This is a genomic window from Rhodoplanes sp. SY1 (assembly GCF_046000175.1).
GTDB lineage: Bacteria > Pseudomonadota > Alphaproteobacteria > Rhizobiales > Xanthobacteraceae > Rhodoplanes.
This window is the reverse complement of the sequence record NZ_JBEOMB010000072.1, coordinates 1-17,749: the sequence shown is the minus strand read 5'-3', so window position 1 is coordinate 17,749 and position 17,749 is coordinate 1. Positions and strand designations below refer to the sequence as shown.

Annotated in this window: 14 protein-coding genes; 5 read left to right on the top strand and 9 right to left on the bottom strand. The window is 69.8% G+C overall.

Going from position 1 to position 17,749, the window contains the following annotated elements; genetic code table 11:
• The first annotated feature begins 8 nt into the window (after positions 1–8).
• Entirely contained in the window at positions 9–1,211 is a 1,203-nt protein-coding gene (locus tag ABTU92_RS18895) for a DUF2865 domain-containing protein (RefSeq protein ID WP_408093187.1), read from the top strand.
• Between the two features lie 279 nt (positions 1,212–1,490).
• Here the strand turns inward: ABTU92_RS18895 and ABTU92_RS18890 are convergent, their stop codons facing one another.
• The 3 genes from ABTU92_RS18890 to ABTU92_RS18880 all read right to left on the bottom strand — a co-directional run bounded on the left by ABTU92_RS18890 (position 1,491) and on the right by ABTU92_RS18880 (position 4,600).
• Entirely contained in the window at positions 1,491–3,287 is a 1,797-nt protein-coding gene (locus ABTU92_RS18890; RefSeq protein WP_408093186.1) for an NAD+ synthase, read from the bottom strand.
• Between the two features lie 283 nt (positions 3,288–3,570).
• Positions 3,571–4,095 (bottom strand): peptidoglycan-binding domain-containing protein, encoded by a 525-nt coding sequence (locus tag ABTU92_RS18885; protein ID WP_408093185.1) that lies wholly within the window; start codon positions 4,093–4,095, stop codon positions 3,571–3,573.
• A gap of 70 nt (positions 4,096–4,165) precedes the next feature.
• The gene (locus ABTU92_RS18880) at positions 4,166–4,600 is read right to left on the bottom strand and encodes a YidB family protein (protein ID WP_408093184.1); all 435 of its coding nucleotides are present in this window, start codon (positions 4,598–4,600) and stop codon (positions 4,166–4,168) included.
• Between the two features lie 216 nt (positions 4,601–4,816).
• Here ABTU92_RS18880 and ABTU92_RS18875 point away from each other — a divergent pair, with 216 nt between their 5' ends.
• Positions 4,817–5,896 carry an AI-2E family transporter gene (locus tag ABTU92_RS18875; protein WP_408093183.1) on the top strand — a complete coding sequence of 360 codons (1,080 nt, stop codon included), beginning with the start codon at positions 4,817–4,819 and terminating at the stop codon, positions 5,894–5,896.
• Here ABTU92_RS18875 and ABTU92_RS18870 read toward each other — a convergent pair.
• From ABTU92_RS18870 to clpS, 5 genes are all read right to left on the bottom strand, one after another.
• The gene (locus ABTU92_RS18870) at positions 5,862–6,878 is read right to left on the bottom strand and encodes a lytic transglycosylase domain-containing protein (protein ID WP_408093182.1); all 1,017 of its coding nucleotides are present in this window, start codon (positions 6,876–6,878) and stop codon (positions 5,862–5,864) included. The two genes, ABTU92_RS18875 and ABTU92_RS18870, sit on opposite strands and share 35 nt — an antisense overlap.
• Positions 6,879–7,105: 227 nt before the next feature.
• On the bottom strand, positions 7,106–7,438 hold the full coding sequence (locus ABTU92_RS18865; protein ID WP_408093181.1) for an AzlD domain-containing protein: 333 nt from the start codon (positions 7,436–7,438) through the stop codon (positions 7,106–7,108).
• A gap of 10 nt (positions 7,439–7,448) precedes the next feature.
• The gene (locus tag ABTU92_RS18860) at positions 7,449–8,222 is read right to left on the bottom strand and encodes an AzlC family ABC transporter permease (RefSeq protein ID WP_408093180.1); all 774 of its coding nucleotides are present in this window, start codon (positions 8,220–8,222) and stop codon (positions 7,449–7,451) included.
• A 187-nt stretch (positions 8,223–8,409) separates the two neighbouring features.
• Entirely contained in the window at positions 8,410–10,887 is a 2,478-nt protein-coding gene (gene clpA / locus ABTU92_RS18855) for an ATP-dependent Clp protease ATP-binding subunit ClpA (protein ID WP_408093179.1), read from the bottom strand.
• Positions 10,888–10,963: 76 nt separating this feature from the next.
• Positions 10,964–11,380: an ATP-dependent Clp protease adapter ClpS gene (clpS, locus tag ABTU92_RS18850; protein ID WP_408093178.1), complete on the bottom strand. Its 417-nt coding sequence runs from the start codon at positions 11,378–11,380 to the stop codon at positions 10,964–10,966.
• 625 nt (positions 11,381–12,005) lie between these two features.
• Between clpS and ABTU92_RS18845 the strand changes: the two genes are divergently transcribed.
• Together ABTU92_RS18845 and ABTU92_RS18840 are read left to right on the top strand one after the other, a co-directional pair.
• Positions 12,006–13,286 (top strand): vWA domain-containing protein, encoded by a 1,281-nt coding sequence (locus tag ABTU92_RS18845; protein ID WP_408093177.1) that lies wholly within the window; start codon positions 12,006–12,008, stop codon positions 13,284–13,286.
• Positions 13,287–13,723: 437 nt separating this feature from the next.
• Complete coding sequence (locus tag ABTU92_RS18840; RefSeq protein WP_408093176.1) at positions 13,724–15,502, top strand: pilus assembly protein TadG-related protein; 1,779 nt, start codon at positions 13,724–13,726, stop codon at positions 15,500–15,502.
• Positions 15,503–15,703: 201 nt separating this feature from the next.
• Here ABTU92_RS18840 and ABTU92_RS18835 read toward each other — a convergent pair whose 3' ends face one another.
• Complete coding sequence (locus ABTU92_RS18835) at positions 15,704–16,066, bottom strand: phasin family protein (protein ID WP_408093175.1); 363 nt, start codon at positions 16,064–16,066, stop codon at positions 15,704–15,706.
• Between the two features lie 366 nt (positions 16,067–16,432).
• Here ABTU92_RS18835 and ABTU92_RS18830 point away from each other — a divergent pair.
• A partial coding sequence (locus tag ABTU92_RS18830) for a serine hydrolase (RefSeq protein ID WP_408093174.1) occupies positions 16,433–17,749 on the top strand: 1,317 nt, incomplete at its 3' end.

The following is a 17,749-nucleotide window of genomic DNA, read 5'->3' as shown; positions in this document are numbered from 1 at the left end:
AGGGCGGAATGGTGAGAGGGGCAGGCTGGCTCGGCCGGCTGGGAGCGGGCATCGCCGGCGCGGCGATCGCCGGCGCGACGGCGCTGGCGCAGAACTATCCGCCGCCGGCCTATCCGCAGCAGGGTTACCCGCAGCAGCAGGGTTACCCGCAGCAGCAGGGCTATCCTCAGCAGGGCTACGGCCAGCAGCCGGCCTACGGCCAGAATCCCGTCTGCACCCGGCTGGAGGCGCAGCTCGGCATGCTCAATCGCGGCGGCGGCGACCCGGCCCGGGCCGAGCAGTCGCGCCGCTACGAGGACGCGATCGGCAAGCAGACCGCCGACCTCGACCGCATGATCGCCCAGTCGCGCCGGCTCGGCTGCGAGAGCAACCCGTTCCTGTCGCTGTTCAGCAACCAGCCGGCCGAGTGCAGGCCGCTCGGCGGCCAGATCCAGGACATGCGCGACCGCATCACCCGCTCGCAAGCCGAGCTTCAGCGCATCCAGGGCGGCGGCGAATCGGAAGGCCAGAAGCAGGCCGTGATCGCGGCGCTCGCCCAGAACAATTGCGGTCCGCAGTACCAGGCCGCCGCCAACCAGAACCGCGGCCTGTTCGGCGGGCTGTTCGGCAGCAACCCGGCGCTGCCCTCGCCCGACGGCCTGCAGTCCTCGACCTACCGGACGCTGTGCGTGCGGACCTGCGACGGCTACTATTTCCCGATCTCGTTCCAGACCAATCCGTCGCGCTTCGCCGACGACGAGCAGGCCTGCCAGAAGCTGTGCCCGGCCGCCGAGGTGCAGCTGTTCACCCACCGCAATCCGGGCGAGGAGATCGGCCAGGCCGTGTCGCTCGCCGGCCGCTCCTACCGGGACCTGCCGACCGCCTTCAAGTACCGCACCGCGCTCGACCAGCAGGCGTGCTCGTGCCGCAAGCCCGGCCAGAGCTGGGCGCAGGCGCTCGGCGTCTCGCCCGACACCACGGTGGAGCGCGGCGACATCGTCGTCACCGAGGAGAAGTCGAAGGCGATGGCGCAGCCGCGCATCGACGCGCAAGGCCGTCCGATCCCGGCCGCCCGTAAGCCGGCGACCGGCCTGGCGCCGGCCGGGGCGACGGCGGCCGGCGGAACCCCGCCGGGCGCCGCGACGACCCCCTCGGCCGACGCCACCGCGGCCGGCGGCGCGTCGACGCCGATCCGCAATGTCGGCCCCAGCTACGTGCCGGCGCAGCGGTAGCTTCTCCTTTCAGAGCCCCCAGCGGGAGCGTTTCTCACTCCTTCATTCCGAGCGCGGACCGTCAGGTCCGCGAACCCGGAATCCATACCCCCTGTGCTGTTGGCTCTCGGCAGAAGGGGCTATGGATTCCGGGCTCGGCGCTCGCGCGCCGCCCCGGGACGACCGAGGCAGGACACTGTGTCCGCGACACGAAGTCCGGCATGCCCGCGACACGAAGTCCGGCCCAGCCCGGCCGCGCTCCGCGCGGCTCAAAAATCCCCCGGCCGCGCTCCGCGCGGCCTAAAAATCCATCGCGGTGCTGCGCGCGGCCGCGGCGGCGGCGCGGGTGGATTTCGGCTCGGAGTTCTCGGGCGGCGGGAGCGGCACGCCGGGGTCGCGGAACCGGTTGGTGATCGGATAGCGGCGGTCGCGGCCGAAGTTCTTGAGCGTCACCTTGACGCCGGGCGCCGCCTGGCGGCGCTTGTACTCGGCGAGGTTCAGCATGCGCTCCACCCGCACCACCATGTCGCGGTCGAAGCCGTCGGCGACGATGCGGGCGATCGGCTCCTCGCGCTCGACGAGGCGCTCCAGCACGGCGTCGAGCACGTCGTAGGGCGGCAGCGAGTCCTGGTCGGTCTGGTTTTCACGCAACTCTGCCGTGGGGGGCCGCACCAGGATGCTCTCCGGGATGACGACGCCGTCCGGTCCGAGCGCGCCGTCCGGCTTCCAGGTGTTGCGCAGCGCCGAGAGCCGGTAGACCTGAGTCTTGTAGAGGTCCTTGATCGGGTTGAAGCCGCCGTTCATGTCGCCGTAGAGCGTCGCGTAGCCGCACGACATCTCCGACTTGTTGCCCGTCGTGACGACCATCAGGCCGTGCTTGTTCGACACCGCCATCAGGATCACGCCGCGGGCGCGCGCCTGGAGATTCTCCTCGGTGACGTCGCGCGGCAGGCCGGCGAACAGCGGCGCCAGCGCCGCCTCCAGCCCCTCGACGGCCGGGGCGATCGGCAGCACGTCGTACTTGACGCCGAGCGCCTGGGCGACCGCGGCGGCGTCGGTCTTCGACACGTCGGCCGTGTAGCGATAGGGCAGCATCACGCAGCGCACCCGCGCCGGCCCGAGCGCATCGACGGCCATGGCGGCGCACAGCGCCGAGTCGATGCCCCCCGAGAGGCCCAGCACGATGCCGGGAAAGCGGTTCTTCTCGACGTAGTCGCGCAGGCCGAGCACGCAGGCGGCGTAGTCGGCCTCGTCGTCCTCGATCAGCCGGGCGACCGGCCCACCGGCGCAGTACCAGCCGGCCGCGCCGCGCTCCCACACCGTGGTGGTGACGCATTCCTGGAACGCCGGCAGCTGGAAGGCGAGCGAGCGATCGGCGTTGAGGGCGAAGGAGGCGCCGTCGAAGACGAGCTCGTCCTGGCCGCACACCTGGTTGACGTAGAGGAGCGGCAGGCCGCTCTCGGTGACGCGCGCCACCGCGACGGCGAGGCGCTGGTCGGCCTTGTCGCGGCTGTAGGGCGAGCCGTTCGGCACCAGGAGGATCTCGGCGCCGGTCTCGGCCAGGCACTCGACCACGTCCTCGTAGGCACCCCACTCGGTCCAGATGTCCTCGCAGATCGGCACGCCGATGCGCACGCCCCGCACCGTCACCGGGCCGGGCGGCGCGCCGGGGGCGAACACGCGGCGCTCGTCGAAGACGCCGTAGTTCGGCAGGTTGACCTTGAAGCGCACCGCCGCGAGCCGGCCGCCGTCGAGCAGGCAATAGGCGTTGTGGAGCTTGCCGTCCTCGGCCCACGGGGTGCCGACCAGCACGGCGGGGCCACCGTCGGCCGTGTCGCGCGCGAGGGCCTCGATGGTCGCCCGGCAGGCCGCCTGGAAGGCCGGCTTGAGCACCAGGTCCTCGGGCGGGTAGCCGGCGAGGAACAATTCCGGGAAGGCGACGAGGTCGGCGCCCTGCGCGGCCGCCTCGCGGCGCGCGCGGCGCACCGTCTCGGCGTTGCCGTCGAGGTCGCCGACGGTCGGATTGAGCTGGGCGGCCGCGATGGCCAGTCGGTCGACGGGGCGGTCGGCGGAACTCTCGGCGGGTCGGTCGGTCATGGCGTCCGATCTAGAGCATTTTCGGCCCGGTTGAAATCCGGTCCGCCGCCGGACAGTTCCGCGTTCCGCTCCGGTGTAGGGCCGGGCTCGGGAGGCGGCGCATCGGCGCCGCCTTCCTCGCACCGTGGCGAGGGCCTTGCATTTCTTGGTCATTCCGGGGCGACGCACAGCGCCGAACCCGGAATCCAACCCAGGATGAGGAGTTCGCCGCTGGATTCCGGGTTCGCGTCCTTCGGCGCGCCCCGGAATGACGAGTTCTGCAAAGCCCTCGCACCGTCGCGGGTCAGGCGCCGAAGAAGCTCTTGATGGTGCCCCAGATGCTGCGTGCCGGCGCCGGTTCCGCCGCGGCGTCCCCGGCCGGAGCGGCGGACGGAGTCCCGGCGGCGGCCGAGCCGACCTCGGACCGCTTCACCACGTCGGGCGTCATCTCCTTGAAGAGGCCCATCTTGGCGAGCGTCGCCGGCCCCGCCATGCCGTCGGCCTCGAGCCCGTTCTTCTCCTGGAAGGCGCGCACCGCGGCCGCCGTGCCGGCGCCGAACGCGCCGTCGGCGGTCACGGCGAGCGCCGTCTGCAGGCGCTTCACGGTGTCGCCGCGCGAGCCCGAGCGCAGCAGCACCAGCTCGTAGAGCCCCATCTGCACGAAGGTGTCGGGCCCGGCGATGCCGTCGACCTTCAGCCCGTGCGCCTTCTGGTAGTCCTGCAGCGCCTTCTCGGTGCCCGGCCCGAAGCGCCCGTCGGCCTCCACGCCGAGCTTCCGCTGCAACAGCTTCACCGGCTCGCCGGCGAGCCCCCGCTTGAGAATGGCCATCAGCATCTCCCTCTATATTACTGAGTTGAAATCGCTTTCAGCATTTCATTTAGACCCGGGAGGGCGCCCCTCAGCGCCGGCCGATATCGTCGAGCCCGGCCTGGTCGGTGAGCGAGCCGCCCTCGTCCGGGTTCACTTCCAGCGGATCGTCCTGCAGGTGCCCGTTCGGGCTCATCCGGTCGACGGTCTGCGGCAGGTGCTGGGCCAGCACGGCGAGCAGATCCTCGATCGACAGGCCGGCCTGCTGCGACATCTGACCGAGCTCGCGGTCGCCGAGCGCGTTGCGCAGCCGGTCGGGCGACACGTCCATGTTGGCGCCCTGCCCCAGCCACGAGCCGACCTCGCGGTCGAGCCCACCGCGGCGCAGCGCATCGAGCAGGCCGCCGAAGCCGCCGAGGTCGGTGCGACCGAGGATCTGCGAGAGAATCGACGGCAGCGCCGTGGTGTCGAGCTGCCGGAAGGCGCCTTGGACGGCGCCGGCGATCAGGCTGTCGAGCAGGCCCATGGGGTCCTCCGAGGTGTCTTTGAATTTTCCGACGTGTCTTTGAATGTCCGACGTGTCTTGGGGTTCGAGAGCGTTCCATCCGGACCGGCGGCCGGCCGGCACCGTCACGTCAAGCGGCATCGGAGCGCATCTTCGTGACGCCCGTGCGGCGTATTCGGGTCCGGCGCGTTGAGGAGAGGGCGGCCGCCCGGACCGCCGTGCTCAGGATCGTGCCCAATGTCCCTGCCCTCCTCCCCGGATCGCGGCTCCCAGGACCGCAGCTTCCCGGCCCGGCTCCTCCTGGTCGTCGCGACCGGCGTCGTCCTGCTGCTCGCCTGGCAGCTCGCCGACCTGCTGCTCCTGGTGTTCGCCGCCGTGCTCGGCGCGATCCTGTTCCGGGCGCTCGCCGACCTTCTGGCGCGTCCGACCGGGCTCGGCCCCGGCTGGTCGCTGCTCGTCGCCGTGCTGCTGGTGACGGCGCTGCTCGCGGTGGTGTTCGTCCTGTTCGGGGCCACCATCGTGCAGAACGTCGAGACTTTGGCCGAGCAGCTCCCGACCGCCTGGGCGGCGGTGCGCGACCGGCTCGGTGGCGGCGGCTGGGTCGAGGAGGCGATCGACCGCGGCCGCGAGGCGCTCCTCTCCGGCGGGCTGGTGAGCCGGATCGGCGGCGCGCTGGGGCTCGCGGCCGGCGCCGTCACCAACCTGGTGCTGGTGATCTTCGGGGCGCTCTACATCGCGGCGCAGCCGTCGCTCTACCGCGGCGGGGCGCTGCGGCTGGTCCCGCCGCGCCACCGCGACCGCGCCGACCGGACGCTCGGGCGTTGCGGCACGGCGCTGCGCGGCTGGCTGTTCGGCCAGGTGATCGCCATGGTGCTGGTCGGCGTCGTCACGGCGACCGGCCTGTGGGCGCTCGGCGTCCCCTCGGCGCTGGCGCTCGGCCTGTTCGCCGGCCTGGCCGAGTTCGTGCCGATCGTCGGGCCGGTCGCCGCAGCGATCCCGGCGCTGGTCATCGCCCTGTCGGTCGAGCCGACGCTCGCGCTGTCGGTGCTGGGGCTGTTCCTGGTGATCCAGCAGATCGAGGGCAACGTGCTGCAGCCGCTGATCCAGCGCGAGATCGTCTCGGTGCCGCCGGCCCTGCTCCTGTTCGCCGTGGTCGGCTTCGGCGTGCTGTTCGGCGCGACCGGCGTGCTGCTCGCCGCGCCCCTGACGGTCGTCGCCTACGTGGCCGTGCGCGAGCTCTATGTCCGGACGATCGAGGCGGACGAGACGGAGCCCGAACGGATCACGGCGTCTCCGGCACGCCGCGCGAGTTCCTGAGCACCATGCAGGCGCCGCCCTTCTTGGACAGCGTGGCGCACAGGCTCGCCGCGGCGACGCGCGTCTCGACGCCGACCCGCATCTGGTAGAAGGCGCTCGGGCCGCGGCTGCGCAGCACGGTGCGGATGATCATCGGGTCGCGGCCGTCGAGCTCGCCGCGGAATTTTCGCTCGATCCGCGCATAGGCGTCGAGGACCTTTGCGCGCGAAAAACCGGCGGAGAGCTGGACGCCCCACGGCTTGGCAGCACCCTCGCGGACGCGCCGCTCCAGCTCGCCGACGAACATGGTCGGCTGCTGGCTCAGCAGCGCCGCGAGCGTCGCACAGGAGGTTTTTTCGGCGATGCCGTCCTTTCCGGAGCGGCCGGCGGCGGCCCACTCCTCGGCCGAGAGGCCCGTGATGGCGCGGACATAGCGCTGCGTCTCGCCGGGCAGGCCGCCGCGGCCGGCGAGCCAGTCGCGCACCCGCCGCGGCCCGGCATTGTAGGCGGCGGCCGCGAGCCCGAGATTGCCGAACTCTTCGCGCAACTCCCTCAGGAACTCGGCGGACTTCGGCAGTGCCGCGACCGGGTCGAACGGATCCAGCAGCCCGCGCTCGGCCGCCGTGTAAGGCATGAACTGGGCGATCCCCTGGGCGCGATGCCCGCGCCGGGTCATCGGCCCCTCGATGTGCGGGCGGAACCGGCTCTCCTGCCAGATCAGCCGGGCGAAGAAGGACAGCGGCAGGTCGTTCGCCGCAGCGGCCGATTCGAGGATCAGGCAGATCGAGTCCATGGCCGAGCCGGGCTTTTGCGCCGGCTTCGGCTCCTCCTTGGCGGCCTCGGCCGCCGGCGCCTCCGGTGCAGGCGCCGGTGGGGATGGCGACGCCGACGGCGGCTCGGCAGCGGGCGCGGCCGGCGTCGTGGCGGCGTCCGGCGCGGCCATGGCCGGCGCCGGCCCGAAGACGAGCCCGGCGAGCAGCAGGATCGGCGCAATGCAACGCATGGTCGTCTCCCGCCGTCTCGTGTGGCCGGAGAAAGCGTCGGGAATGCGAACGCCCCACGCGCCCGGACCCCGGCCCGCCCCGGCGAAGGCTTTACATGACTCGGTCATTCCGGGGCGGCGCATAGCGCCGAACCCGGAATCCAGCCCAGAGTATGGAGTTCGTCGCTGGATTCCGGGTTCGCGCCTTCGGCACGCCCCGGAATGACGTTTCCTTCAACGTCCTCGCCTCACCGCACCAGGAGGTCGACGGCCATCAGGGCGAGCGTGCCGGCCACGATGCCGGCGAACACCGACTGGCGGAACACGAAGAACGCCGCCATCCCCACCCCGGCGGCGCCGAGGCGGATCCACAGCGGCACGCCGGCGAGCGCGCCGGGCGCGAACACGACGATCTTCGCCACCACGCCGGTGAGGATCGCGGTCGCCACGGCCCGCACCCAGACCAGCACCTCCGACGTCTCGTCGAGCCCGCGCGAAAACACGACGCCGAGCCAGCGCCACATCTCGTTGGGCAGGAAGCCGACGAGGACGAGCAGCAGATAGGGCCAGAGCTCGCTCATGCCCGCGCCCTCATGACCGCGCCCTCGCGAGGCGGCGGACCAGATAGGCGCCGGTGCCGCCGATCAGCCCGGTCCACATCAGGTCGAGGCCGACGCCGAGCAGCACCAGGACCGGCGCCAGCACGAGGCCGGCGACCGCCGCCAACCGATCCGAGATCATCTTGGCCGAGCGCACCACCGAGACCAGGAACGACATCGGCGTGAGGAACAGGAGGCCGGCGACCAGCGGCTCCGGCAGCACCCGGGCGAAGTAGTATCCGGCGATCGTCGCCAGCGTCGCGCCGCCGATCAGCGCCGTGCCGATGCCGTTGGCGAAGGGGATGCGCTCCTCCACCGGGCGGCGCGGCGCGAGACGCAGCGATTCCATCCACATGCTCACCGCCGTGTAATGGGCGGCGAGCAGCACGCCGGCGAGGCTCGACGCACGGGTGCGCAGGATCGGCAGCAGCGCCACCACCATGGGCAAGAGCCGCACGCCGGTGAGCGTGACCGCGACCGCCACCTCGAGCGGCGGCGCGCCGGCGCCGAGCGCCGAGATCATGATGACCTGAGCGGGCGCCGCCCACACGACGAGGGTCGATAGCACGACCCAGACGATCGAAAAGTCGAGATCGTGGGCGAGCGCGCCGATGCTGATATAGGTGCCGACCAGGACGATCTGGAACACCGAGGTCGCGCCGACCCGGAGTCCCGCCAGAAAGCCGTCCCGGACGGGAGACCCGCTTCGCACGGGCGAGCCGTCCCGCACCGCCGGGCCGCCGCCTCGCTGTTCGTCCTGCGCCATGACGGCTCTGTCCCACAGCCGCCGGCACGGCGCAATCGGCTTCGCGCGGCGCTCACGGCTCGACCGGCATCGCCCCAGCGCCGGTGCGAACGCGGCGCCCGAAACGAAAGACGCCCCGGCGAGCCGGGGCGTCTTGTCGAGGATCCGATCGATCAGCGCGATCGATGAGCGCGACCGGCCGCGTCGCTCAGGCCTTGACCAGCGGCACCTTGGGCACCGAGCCCTTGCCGCCCGGACCGGCACCGCCGCCGGAGGGCGGACCGCCCTCCCCCTTCGGGCCGGACGGCTTGGCCCGCCGCGTGGACCCACCGCCGCCACCGCCGCGCTTGCGACGGGCCTTCGGCGGGGCCGGCACCTTCTCGGGCTTCGGCGTGATCGGCCCGTCGAGGAACTCGAAGCCGAGCTTCTCGCCGGTCGTCTCGTCCTTGGTCACGATCACCCGGACGTGGCCGCCGTTCTTCAGCTTGCCGAACAGCACCTCGTCGGCGAGCGGCTTCTTGATGAACTCCTGGATGACGCGAGCCATCGGCCGGGCGCCCATCTGCTGGTCGTAGCCGCGCACGATGAGCCACTTCGACGCATCGTCCGACAGCTCGATCGTCACGTCGCGGTCGGCGAGCTGCGCCTCGAGCTGCAGCACGAACTTCTCGACCACCTTGGCGATGATCGACTCGTCGAGATGGCCGAACGCGATGATCGAGTCGAGACGGTTGCGGAACTCCGGCGCGAACAGCCGGTTGATCGCCTCCGTGTCGTCGCCCTCGCGCTTGGTGCGATGGAAGCCGTAGGCCGCCTTGGCGAGATCGGCCGCACCCGCGTTCGTGGTCATGATCAGGATCACGTTGCGGAAGTCGACCTGCTTGCCGTTGTGGTCGGTCAGCTTGCCGTGGTCCATGATCTGCAGGAGCACGTTGTAGAGATCCGGGTGCGCCTTCTCGATCTCGTCCAGCAGCAGCACGCTGTGCGGATGCTGGTCGACCGAGTCGGTCAGCAGGCCGCCCTGGTCGAAGCCGACATAGCCGGGCGGTGCGCCGATCAGGCGCGACACCGTGTGCCGCTCCATGTACTCCGACATGTCGAAGCGGATCAGCTCGACGCCGAGCGTCGCGGCGAGCTGCTTGGCCACCTCTGTCTTGCCGACGCCGGTCGGGCCGGAGAACAGGTAGCAGCCGATCGGCTTCTCGGGCTCGCGCAGGCCGGCGCGGGCGAGCTTGATCGACGCCGAGAGCGCCTCGATCGGCTTGTCCTGGCCGTAGACGACCCGCTTGAGGTTCTCCTCGAGGTTCGACAGCACCACCGCGTCGTCCTTCGACACGGTCTTCGGCGGGATCCGCGCCATGGTCGCGATCGTGGTCTCGATCTCCTTGATGCCGATCGTCTTCTTGCGCCGGTGCTCGGGCAGCAGCATCTGCGCCGCCCCCGACTCGTCGATCACGTCGATCGCCTTGTCGGGCAGCTTGCGGTCGTGGATGTAGCGGGCCGACAGCTCGACCGCCGCCTTGATCGCCTCGTTGGTGTATTTGAGCTTGTGATAGTCCTCGAAATACGGCTTGAGGCCCTTGAGGATCTCGATCGAGTCGGCGACCGTCGGCTCGTTGACGTCGATCTTCTGGAACCGGCGCACCAGCGCGCGGTCCTTCTCGAAGTACTGGCGGTACTCCTTGTAGGTCGTCGAGCCGATGCAGCGCACCGTGCCGGCGGCGAGCGCCGGCTTGAGCAGGTTCGACGCGTCCATGGCGCCGCCCGAGGTCGCACCGGCGCCGATCACCGTGTGGATCTCGTCGATGAACATGATGGCGTTGGGATACGCCTCGATCTCCTTGATCACCTGCTTGAGGCGCTCCTCGAAGTCGCCGCGGTAGCGGGTGCCGGCGAGCAGCGTGCCCATGTCGAGGGCGAACACGGTCGCGCCCTTGAGCACGTCCGGCACCTCGCCGTGGACGATGCGGCGCGCGAGGCCTTCGGCGATCGCCGTCTTGCCGACGCCGGGGTCACCGACGAACAGCGGATTGTTCTTCTGGCGCCGGCACAGGACCTGGATGGTGCGACTGATCTCGACGTCGCGGCCGATCAGAGGGTCGATCTTGCCCTCGCGCGCCTTCTTGTTGAGATTGACGCAATAAGCCTCCAAGGCGTCACCTTTCTTCTTGGTGTCCTCGTTCGGCTTGGCGCCGTCCGAATCCTCTTCCGACGCCCCCCTGGCGGGGCGGGCCTCGGTGAGCCCCGGCCGCTTGGCGATCCCGTGGCTGATGTAGTTCACGGCGTCGTAGCGGGTCATCTCCTGCTCTTGCAGGAAATAGGCCGCATGGCTTTCGCGTTCCGCGAAGATCGCGACGAGCACGTTGGCCCCGGTCACCTCCTCGCGGCCGGAGGACTGGACATGGATGACGGCGCGCTGGATGACGCGCTGGAACCCGGCCGTGGGCTTGGAGTCCTCGGTGCCGTCGGTGACCAGATTCTCGAGCTCGGACTCGATGTAGGCGACGAGATTGCGCCGCAGCTTCTCGAGATCGACATTGCACGCCCGCATCACGGCGGCCGCGTCCTGGTCGTCGACCAGGGCGAGCAGCAGATGCTCGAGCGTCGCGTATTCGTGGCGGTGTTCGTTGGCCAGCGCGAGCGCCCGGTGGAGCGACTGCTCGAGGCTGCGCGAGAAGGTGGGCATCAGCTTATCGTCCTGTCCTGGTCTGTATCGGTCGTGCCTGCAACGGTCGTGCCTGCGGCGTCCGTCTCGTCTCCTGTCACTTTTTCTCCATCACGCATTGGAGAGGATGCTGGTGTTTGCGGGCGAAGTCCATCACCTGGGTCACCTTGGTCTCCGCCACCTCGTAGGTGAAGATGCCGCATTCGCCGATCCCGTGGTGATGGACGTGCAGCATGATGCGGGTCGCCGCCTCGCGGTCCTTGTTGAAGAAGCGCTCCAGCACGTGCACCACGAACTCCATCGGGGTGTAGTCGTCGTTAAGCAGCAACACCCGGTAAAGGTTCGGTCTTTTGGTCTGCGGTTTCGTCTTTGTGATGACCGCCGTGCCTGGCCCCGTCGGGTCCTGGCGGCGCTTGCGGTCGCCGTTCGCGGCGGTCGGCGGCGTGACGTCGCGCCAGACTGCGTCGCGTCGGACTCCGGAGACGAGGGGAAGGTCGTTCGAGCAGGCCGTCATGATCTCGTTTCGGTACGAAGGAGGGGCCGGCCCCGTCCGGGTCGGGCATCGAAGCATGCCGCAGCCCGGCGCGGCCCCGGAGCATAAATAATAAGCAACACCCTGCTTCGCCACCAGCCGGTCTTACCGCTCGACCGGGTCGCAATTCCGCGCCGCCGGGCGGCGCCCGTCCCGCGCCGCGGCAAGCCGCACCGGGCGCGCCCGCTCCGGACGCTCCGGCCCGGACGACAGCCCGGCCCGGCATTTCGGACGGTACGCCTGCGGACCGTACGCCTGCGGACCGAACAATTGCGGACCGAACAACTGCGGACCGAAACCGGCGGGCGCGCCCCTCGCCTTTCCGGCGCCGCCGCCCGACATGCTTGTCGGTCCGCCGGCCAGCCGGTCTGTGCGTCGGCCGAGGTTCGGGCGAGGCTCCGACCGCCGACCTTTTGCCGGCCGGCCCGGCCGCGTCCGACCGGCGACCCCGAAACCGGCACCGGCCGGTCGCGCGAAGGTCACGCCGGCACCGGCCAAGGTTAACAGGACACGAAGGGAAACCGGCGAAAGTTCGGCGGCTGTTGAACCGAACGTGAATGGATGCCCGGCACTATGGCACGGGGCCCTTTCAACCCGGTGGTGCGCGATGTCCATCCGACGGTTCATCCGCGATCGACGCGCCAGCGTCGTTCCTTTGTTCGCGCTCTCGATCGTGCCGCTGACCGGTCTGGTCGGAGCGGCGGTCGACTATTCGCGCGCCGCGGCGGCTCGCAGCGCCATGCAGGCGGCGCTCGATTCGACCGTCCTGGCGCTGTCCAGGGACAAGGACACGCTGGCGTCCGGCGCCGTCACGGCCCAGGCGACGACGCTGTTCAACGCCCTGTTCAACCGGCCCGACGTCGCGAACGTCGCGTTGACCACCTCCTACACCAACAGCAAGGGCTCGACGCTCGTCATCGGCGGCACCGGGACGGTGAAGACGGTCTTCATGTCGGTGCTGGGGTTCGCCGAGCTGCCGGTCGCCGCCAGCGCGACCGCCGTGTGGGGCAACACCCGGCTGCGCGTCGCCCTCGTCCTCGACAACACCGGCTCGATGGCGAGCTCCGGCAAGATGGACGCGCTCAAGACGGCCTCGAAGAACCTGATCAACCAGCTCGAAGCCGTCGCCAAGGCGCCCGAGGACGTCTACGTGTCGATCGTGCCCTACAGCAAGGACGTCAACGTCAAGACCGGCACCACCATTCCGACCTGGGTGGACTTCTCCATCTGGGACACGCTGAACGGCACCTGCACGAAGTCGAGCTACACCAAGCAGTCGACCTGCGTCGCCAACGGCGGCAAATGGACCCCGAAGGACCATTCGGTCTGGAACGGCTGCGTCATGGACCGCGACCAGAACTGGGACGTCGGCGTCACCGCCCCGGATGCGAGCGTCCCGTTCCCGGCCGAGCAGTACGGCTACTGCACCACCGCGATGCTGCCGCTGACCAACGACTGGGCGACGCTGCGGGCGAAGATCGACGCGATGACCCCGAACGGGTCGACCAACAACACCATTGGCCTGGTGTGGGGCTGGCAGACGCTGACCGCGGGCGCGCCGCTCAGCCCGCCGGCGAAGAGCGCCGACTACGAGTACCAGGACGTCATCGTCCTGCTCACCGACGGGCTGAACACCCAGAACCGCTGGAACGGCAACGGCTCCAGCCAGTCGACCGCGGTCGACGCCCGCACCGAGAAGGCCTGCACCAACGTCAAGGCCGCCGGCATCACGCTCTACACGGTGCTGGTGATGGACGGGAACGCGACGCTGCTGAAGAACTGCGCGACCGATTCGAGCCGCTACTTCTACCTGACCGCGGCCGACCAGCTCGTCACCACGTTCGACGAGATCGGCACCCAGCTCACCAAGCTGCACCTGTCGAAATAGCGCTCGCGGACGGACGCGGCCGGCGCCGTCCGACACGGCGTCGTCGGGCGTGTCCCGGCGGCGCGTCCAAGCGACGTCCTTCGGCGCCCGCGCCGCGCTCCGCCGCGCTGCCGTTCCCCCTCCTGCCGCGTCACCGTCCGGCCACCCGGTCGCAGTCCCGCGTGTCCGCGCCCGCCTGCTCGCACCGGCGCGAGCCCGTCCGTGTCCGGCGCCGGCGCGGCGCATCCGACCGCGCGGCCGTTTCGGGCACTGTCAAGCCCGGTTTTCGATGCGCCCGGTGAGGAGCCGTAAACCCTCTTTCGCACGAATGCCGCGACTGCTGCCGGGCGAGCCCGTTCGGGTCGGGTTTCTTGTTTCAAATTAGGCTTTGGTTTGATCTCGCCCGGTAACGATGGCGGGACGACCAGATCGGGTCGGTTCGGCGGGGTTCGGACACCATGAGCACGCGTCTCTCCAAGGCATGGTCGCTCCTCGAGACGTTCCGGCGCGAGGAGCGCGGCAACGTCGCCATCATGTTCGCGGTGGCCTTGGTCCCCTTGCTCGGCCTGGTCGGGGCGGCGATCGACTACAGCCGCGCCAGCTCGTTCCGGACCAAGATGCAGGCGGCCGCGGACTCGACCGCACTCGCCGTCTCCAAGACGGCGTCGGGCAAGACCAACGACCAGCTCACCGCCGAGGCCGACGCCTACTACCGCGCCCAGATCAACTCCAAGGACGCGACCGTCAACGAGGTCAAGACGACCTACACGAAGGAGCCGTCGGCGAACGTCGTGGTGACGGCGACGGCGACCATCAAGCCGGCGTTCATGGGAGTCCTCGGCTTCTCGCCGATGACCTTGAAGGCCAGCTCGACCACCACCTGGGGCAATCGGCGGCTGCGCGTCGCGCTCGCGCTCGACAACACCGGGTCGATGAACGACGACAACAAGATGGTGGAGCTCAAGAAGGCCCTGACGACCGCGAACACGGGCCTGCTGCCCCAGTTGCGCGCCGCCGCCGCCAGCCCGGGCGACGTCTACGTGTCGATCATCCCGTTCAGCAAGGACGTCAACGTCGGCAGCACCAACTACACGGCGAATTGGATCGACTGGACGGACTGGGAGGCGCCGCCCGCCAACTCGATGCCGGACATGAGCGTCGGTCCCGGGTCGGCTTGCCCGTATCCCAAGGACTGGTGGGGCAACAAGCCGATGGGCTTCACCTGCACGGCGAGCGCGACGAACGGCAGCTCGGAGGTGAGCACGGTTCCTGCGTCGGGATTGATCTGCCCCGGCATCGACAACGGCGCCGTCACGGCGAGCCTGAACGGGCGCTACTACAACGGCTGCTACAACAGCACCCAGTACTACTGCAAGGGAAAGTCCTGCAGCTGCTCGGGGCGCTCCCAGTGCGACTGCTCGGGCAACGGCAACAACAAGATCTGCCAGACCAAGTCGGGCTATTACGAGCATGCCTGGGTGGTCAACGACCACAGCACCTGGACCGGCTGCGTCACCGATCGCGGCGCGGCCAGCGGCCCGAGCCCGGCCACGGCCGGCGACGGTTACGACCAGAAATCGACGGCGCCGAGCACGAGCATCGCGGCCTCGCTGTTCCCGGCCGAGCAGACATCGTACTGCGCCGGATCGAACGGCCTCAAGGCGATGATCGGCCTGAAGGACATGCGCACCGACGCCGACTACAACGCCATGACCACCTTCGTGAACAACATGCAGCCGAACGGCAGCACCAACCAGGGCATCGGCCTGGTCTGGGCATGGCATTCGCTGGTCGGCGCCGGCCCGCTCACCGCACCGACCTACGATTCGAAATACGACCACCTCAACGTCATCATCCTGATGAGCGACGGCCTCAACACCCAGAACCGCTGGGACGGCAGAGGCTACGGCGGCCAGGCGTCGAGCGTGGTCGACAAGATCAACGACCGGATGCGCGATTCGAGCGGTCTCGGCACCTGCAAGAACATCAAGGACACCACCATCGCGGGCAGCACCGTGCCGATCGTGATCTACACGGTCCAGGTGAACACCGGCAACGACCCGACCTCGACCCTCCTGCAGAACTGCGCCAGCCCGAACGTCCTGTACAAGAATGGGGTCGCCCTCGACGGGTTCCCGACGGGAGACAAGTTCTTCCAGGTCAAGACGGCGAGCCAGATCGGCACCGTCTTTGCGCAGATCGCCAGCACGCTGAGCCAGCTGCGCGTCGCCAAGTAGCCCGAAGCAGCCCGCCGCACCGGGCCACCGGCCGTTCGGGTCGGCGCGCCGTGCCCCGTGAACGCGAAAAGCCCGGCCGAACGGCCGGGCTCGTCGCATGTGGATCGACGTCTGCGCAGATCGAAGCCTTCGCGGATCGGAGTCCGCGCGGATCGGACCGCTGCTCGCTCTGTCGCCCGCCCGGCCCGGCCGGGCGCGCGCTCAGCTGCTGGCCTGCTGGCCGGCGAACGGAACGGTCGGCAGCTTGCCGACGAAACCCTCGAACGGCTTGTAGATCTCCTTGGCGAGATCGGCGTACAGCTCGCTCATGCGGTTCGACTGGGCGATGAACGACTCGTAGCTCGCCTTGAGGTAGTCCGACTGCAGCTCGAGCGCGGTGTCGAGCGACTTGGCGCCGAGGATCTGCTCGAGCACCTGGGTGCCCTGCTCGAACGACTTCTTCGAGTAGTCGACGGCCTCGGCCGCGATCGCCTGCACGCTCTGCGACACGGCGCCGAACGACTTCATGGTCGCGTCGAGCCCGTCCTTGTTGAAGCCCTGCATGGTGTCGAGACGGATGTTCATGGGACGTCTCCCGGTTGCATTTTCCGGCCTCAACCCGCACGGACGGATGACCATCAGGTGATCACCACGTGAACGCGAACCCGTGCGCTGCGACCATCCTGAATATAGTGTGCGCTGCACAATTTTTCAAGCCGTCATTTTGCAGTGCAGCAAAATCAGCGGATTCTGCCTGTTAACCAAATATTTCGTTAACCAATTCGCAACCGCGCGTGCCTAGCTTGGGAGCTGCACGTCGTCTCGTTCACGCCCGATTTCATTGGTAACGGAACCGTGAGCCGCCGCAGGTTTGGCAAACAGCCGGCGGCCAAGGACGTCACGGGGACACATCGGCCGCAGGCCAACGCGACCGATGGATGAGGGGAAACAATGCTCCTGACATTCGGGACCACGCGTGGATTTCGCACGCTCGCCGTCGGCCTGCTCACCGGGGTCGCCGCGTTCGCCCTTCTCGTCGATTCGGCCGATGCGCGCGCCCGCAAGCGGCACGTCGCCAAGGGCGGCGGCTACAATCCCCCCTATGCGGCGATCGTCGTCGACGCCAATTCGGGCCAGGTCCTGCACGCCGCCGAGGCGGACGGCATCCGCCACCCCGCCTCGCTGACCAAGATCATGACCCTCTATCTGCTGTTCGAGCGGATGGAGGCCGGCAAGATCAAGCCCGACACCCCCCTCTCCGTCTCGGCCCACGCTGCCGCGCAGTCCCCCACCAAGCTCGGCCTCAAGCCCGGCCAGACCATCACGGCCGACGAGGCGATCCGCGGCCTCGTCACCCGCTCGGCCAACGACGCCGCCGTCGTCATCGCCGAGGCGATCGCCGGCGACGAAGAGGACTTCGCCAAGCTGATGACCCGCAAGGCGCGGGCGCTCGGCATGAGCCGCACCGTCTATCGCAACGCCTCCGGCCTCCCCGACGGCGCCCAGGTCACCTCGGCCCGCGACCAGGCGATCCTCGGCCGCGCCATCCAGGAGCGGTTCCCGACCCAATACCGCTACTTCTCGATCTCGTCCTTCGCATTCCGCGGCCAGACCATCCGCAATCACAATCGGCTGCTCGGCTCGGTGCAGGGCGTCGACGGCATCAAGACCGGCTACGTCCGGGCCTCCGGCTTCAACCTCGTCTCGTCGATGAAGCGCAACAACCGCCACCTGGTCGCCGTGGTGCTGGGCGGCAGCTCGGCCGGCGCGCGCGACGCCAAGATGCGCAGCCTGCTCGAGAAGTACATCGACGACGCCTCGACCCGGCGGACCGCGCCGATGATCGCCGAGGCGCGCGATGCCGATACGTCGGTCACCGCCGCCGCCCCGGCGCCGGCGACGCCCCGCATGATGCTCGCCTCCGCCGGCAGCGTGCCGGCGACGCCGCCGAGCGCAGCCGCCGGCGCGACCGCGATGCCGGGCGCCCGCTTCCCAGTCGCCGCCGCCAAGATCGAGCGCCCTGCCGCCGGCAAGCCCGAGGCCGCCAAGGCGCAGGCCTCCGCCGATCCGATCAAGCCGATCGCCGTCAAGACCATCAAGGTGAAGCTCGGCGGCGTGCAGACCGCCTCGCTGACCCCGCCGCTCGCCCACCTGCCCGTGGTCCCGGCGCATGACGGCGGCGCCCGCGCCGCCGCGACGACCCGCTCGCTCGCCGCGCCGGCCCCGGCCGCCGCTCCGGTCCTGCCGGCGGTCCGCTTTCCGTGGAAG

What these genes read in the sequence shown, in the direction of transcription:
- ABTU92_RS18895 (WP_408093187.1), top strand. Translation starts at nt 9, where the DNA reads ATGGTGAGAGGGGCAGGCTGGCTCGGCCGGCTGGGAGCGGGCATCGCC.
- ABTU92_RS18890 (WP_408093186.1), bottom strand. Translation starts at nt 3,287, where the DNA reads ATGACCGACCGACCCGCCGAGAGTTCCGCCGACCGCCCCGTCGACCGA.
- ABTU92_RS18885 (WP_408093185.1), bottom strand. Translation starts at nt 4,095, where the DNA reads ATGGCCATTCTCAAGCGGGGGCTCGCCGGCGAGCCGGTGAAGCTGTTG.
- ABTU92_RS18880 (WP_408093184.1), bottom strand. Translation starts at nt 4,600, where the DNA reads ATGGGCCTGCTCGACAGCCTGATCGCCGGCGCCGTCCAAGGCGCCTTC.
- ABTU92_RS18875 (WP_408093183.1), top strand. Translation starts at nt 4,817, where the DNA reads ATGTCCCTGCCCTCCTCCCCGGATCGCGGCTCCCAGGACCGCAGCTTC.
- ABTU92_RS18870 (WP_408093182.1), bottom strand. Translation starts at nt 6,878, where the DNA reads ATGCGTTGCATTGCGCCGATCCTGCTGCTCGCCGGGCTCGTCTTCGGG.
- ABTU92_RS18865 (WP_408093181.1), bottom strand. Translation starts at nt 7,438, where the DNA reads ATGAGCGAGCTCTGGCCCTATCTGCTGCTCGTCCTCGTCGGCTTCCTG.
- ABTU92_RS18860 (WP_408093180.1), bottom strand. Translation starts at nt 8,222, where the DNA reads ATGGCGCAGGACGAACAGCGAGGCGGCGGCCCGGCGGTGCGGGACGGC.
- clpA (WP_408093179.1), bottom strand. Translation starts at nt 10,887, where the DNA reads ATGCCCACCTTCTCGCGCAGCCTCGAGCAGTCGCTCCACCGGGCGCTC.
- clpS (WP_408093178.1), bottom strand. Translation starts at nt 11,380, where the DNA reads ATGACGGCCTGCTCGAACGACCTTCCCCTCGTCTCCGGAGTCCGACGC.
- ABTU92_RS18845 (WP_408093177.1), top strand. Translation starts at nt 12,006, where the DNA reads ATGTCCATCCGACGGTTCATCCGCGATCGACGCGCCAGCGTCGTTCCT.
- ABTU92_RS18840 (WP_408093176.1), top strand. Translation starts at nt 13,724, where the DNA reads ATGAGCACGCGTCTCTCCAAGGCATGGTCGCTCCTCGAGACGTTCCGG.
- ABTU92_RS18835 (WP_408093175.1), bottom strand. Translation starts at nt 16,066, where the DNA reads ATGAACATCCGTCTCGACACCATGCAGGGCTTCAACAAGGACGGGCTC.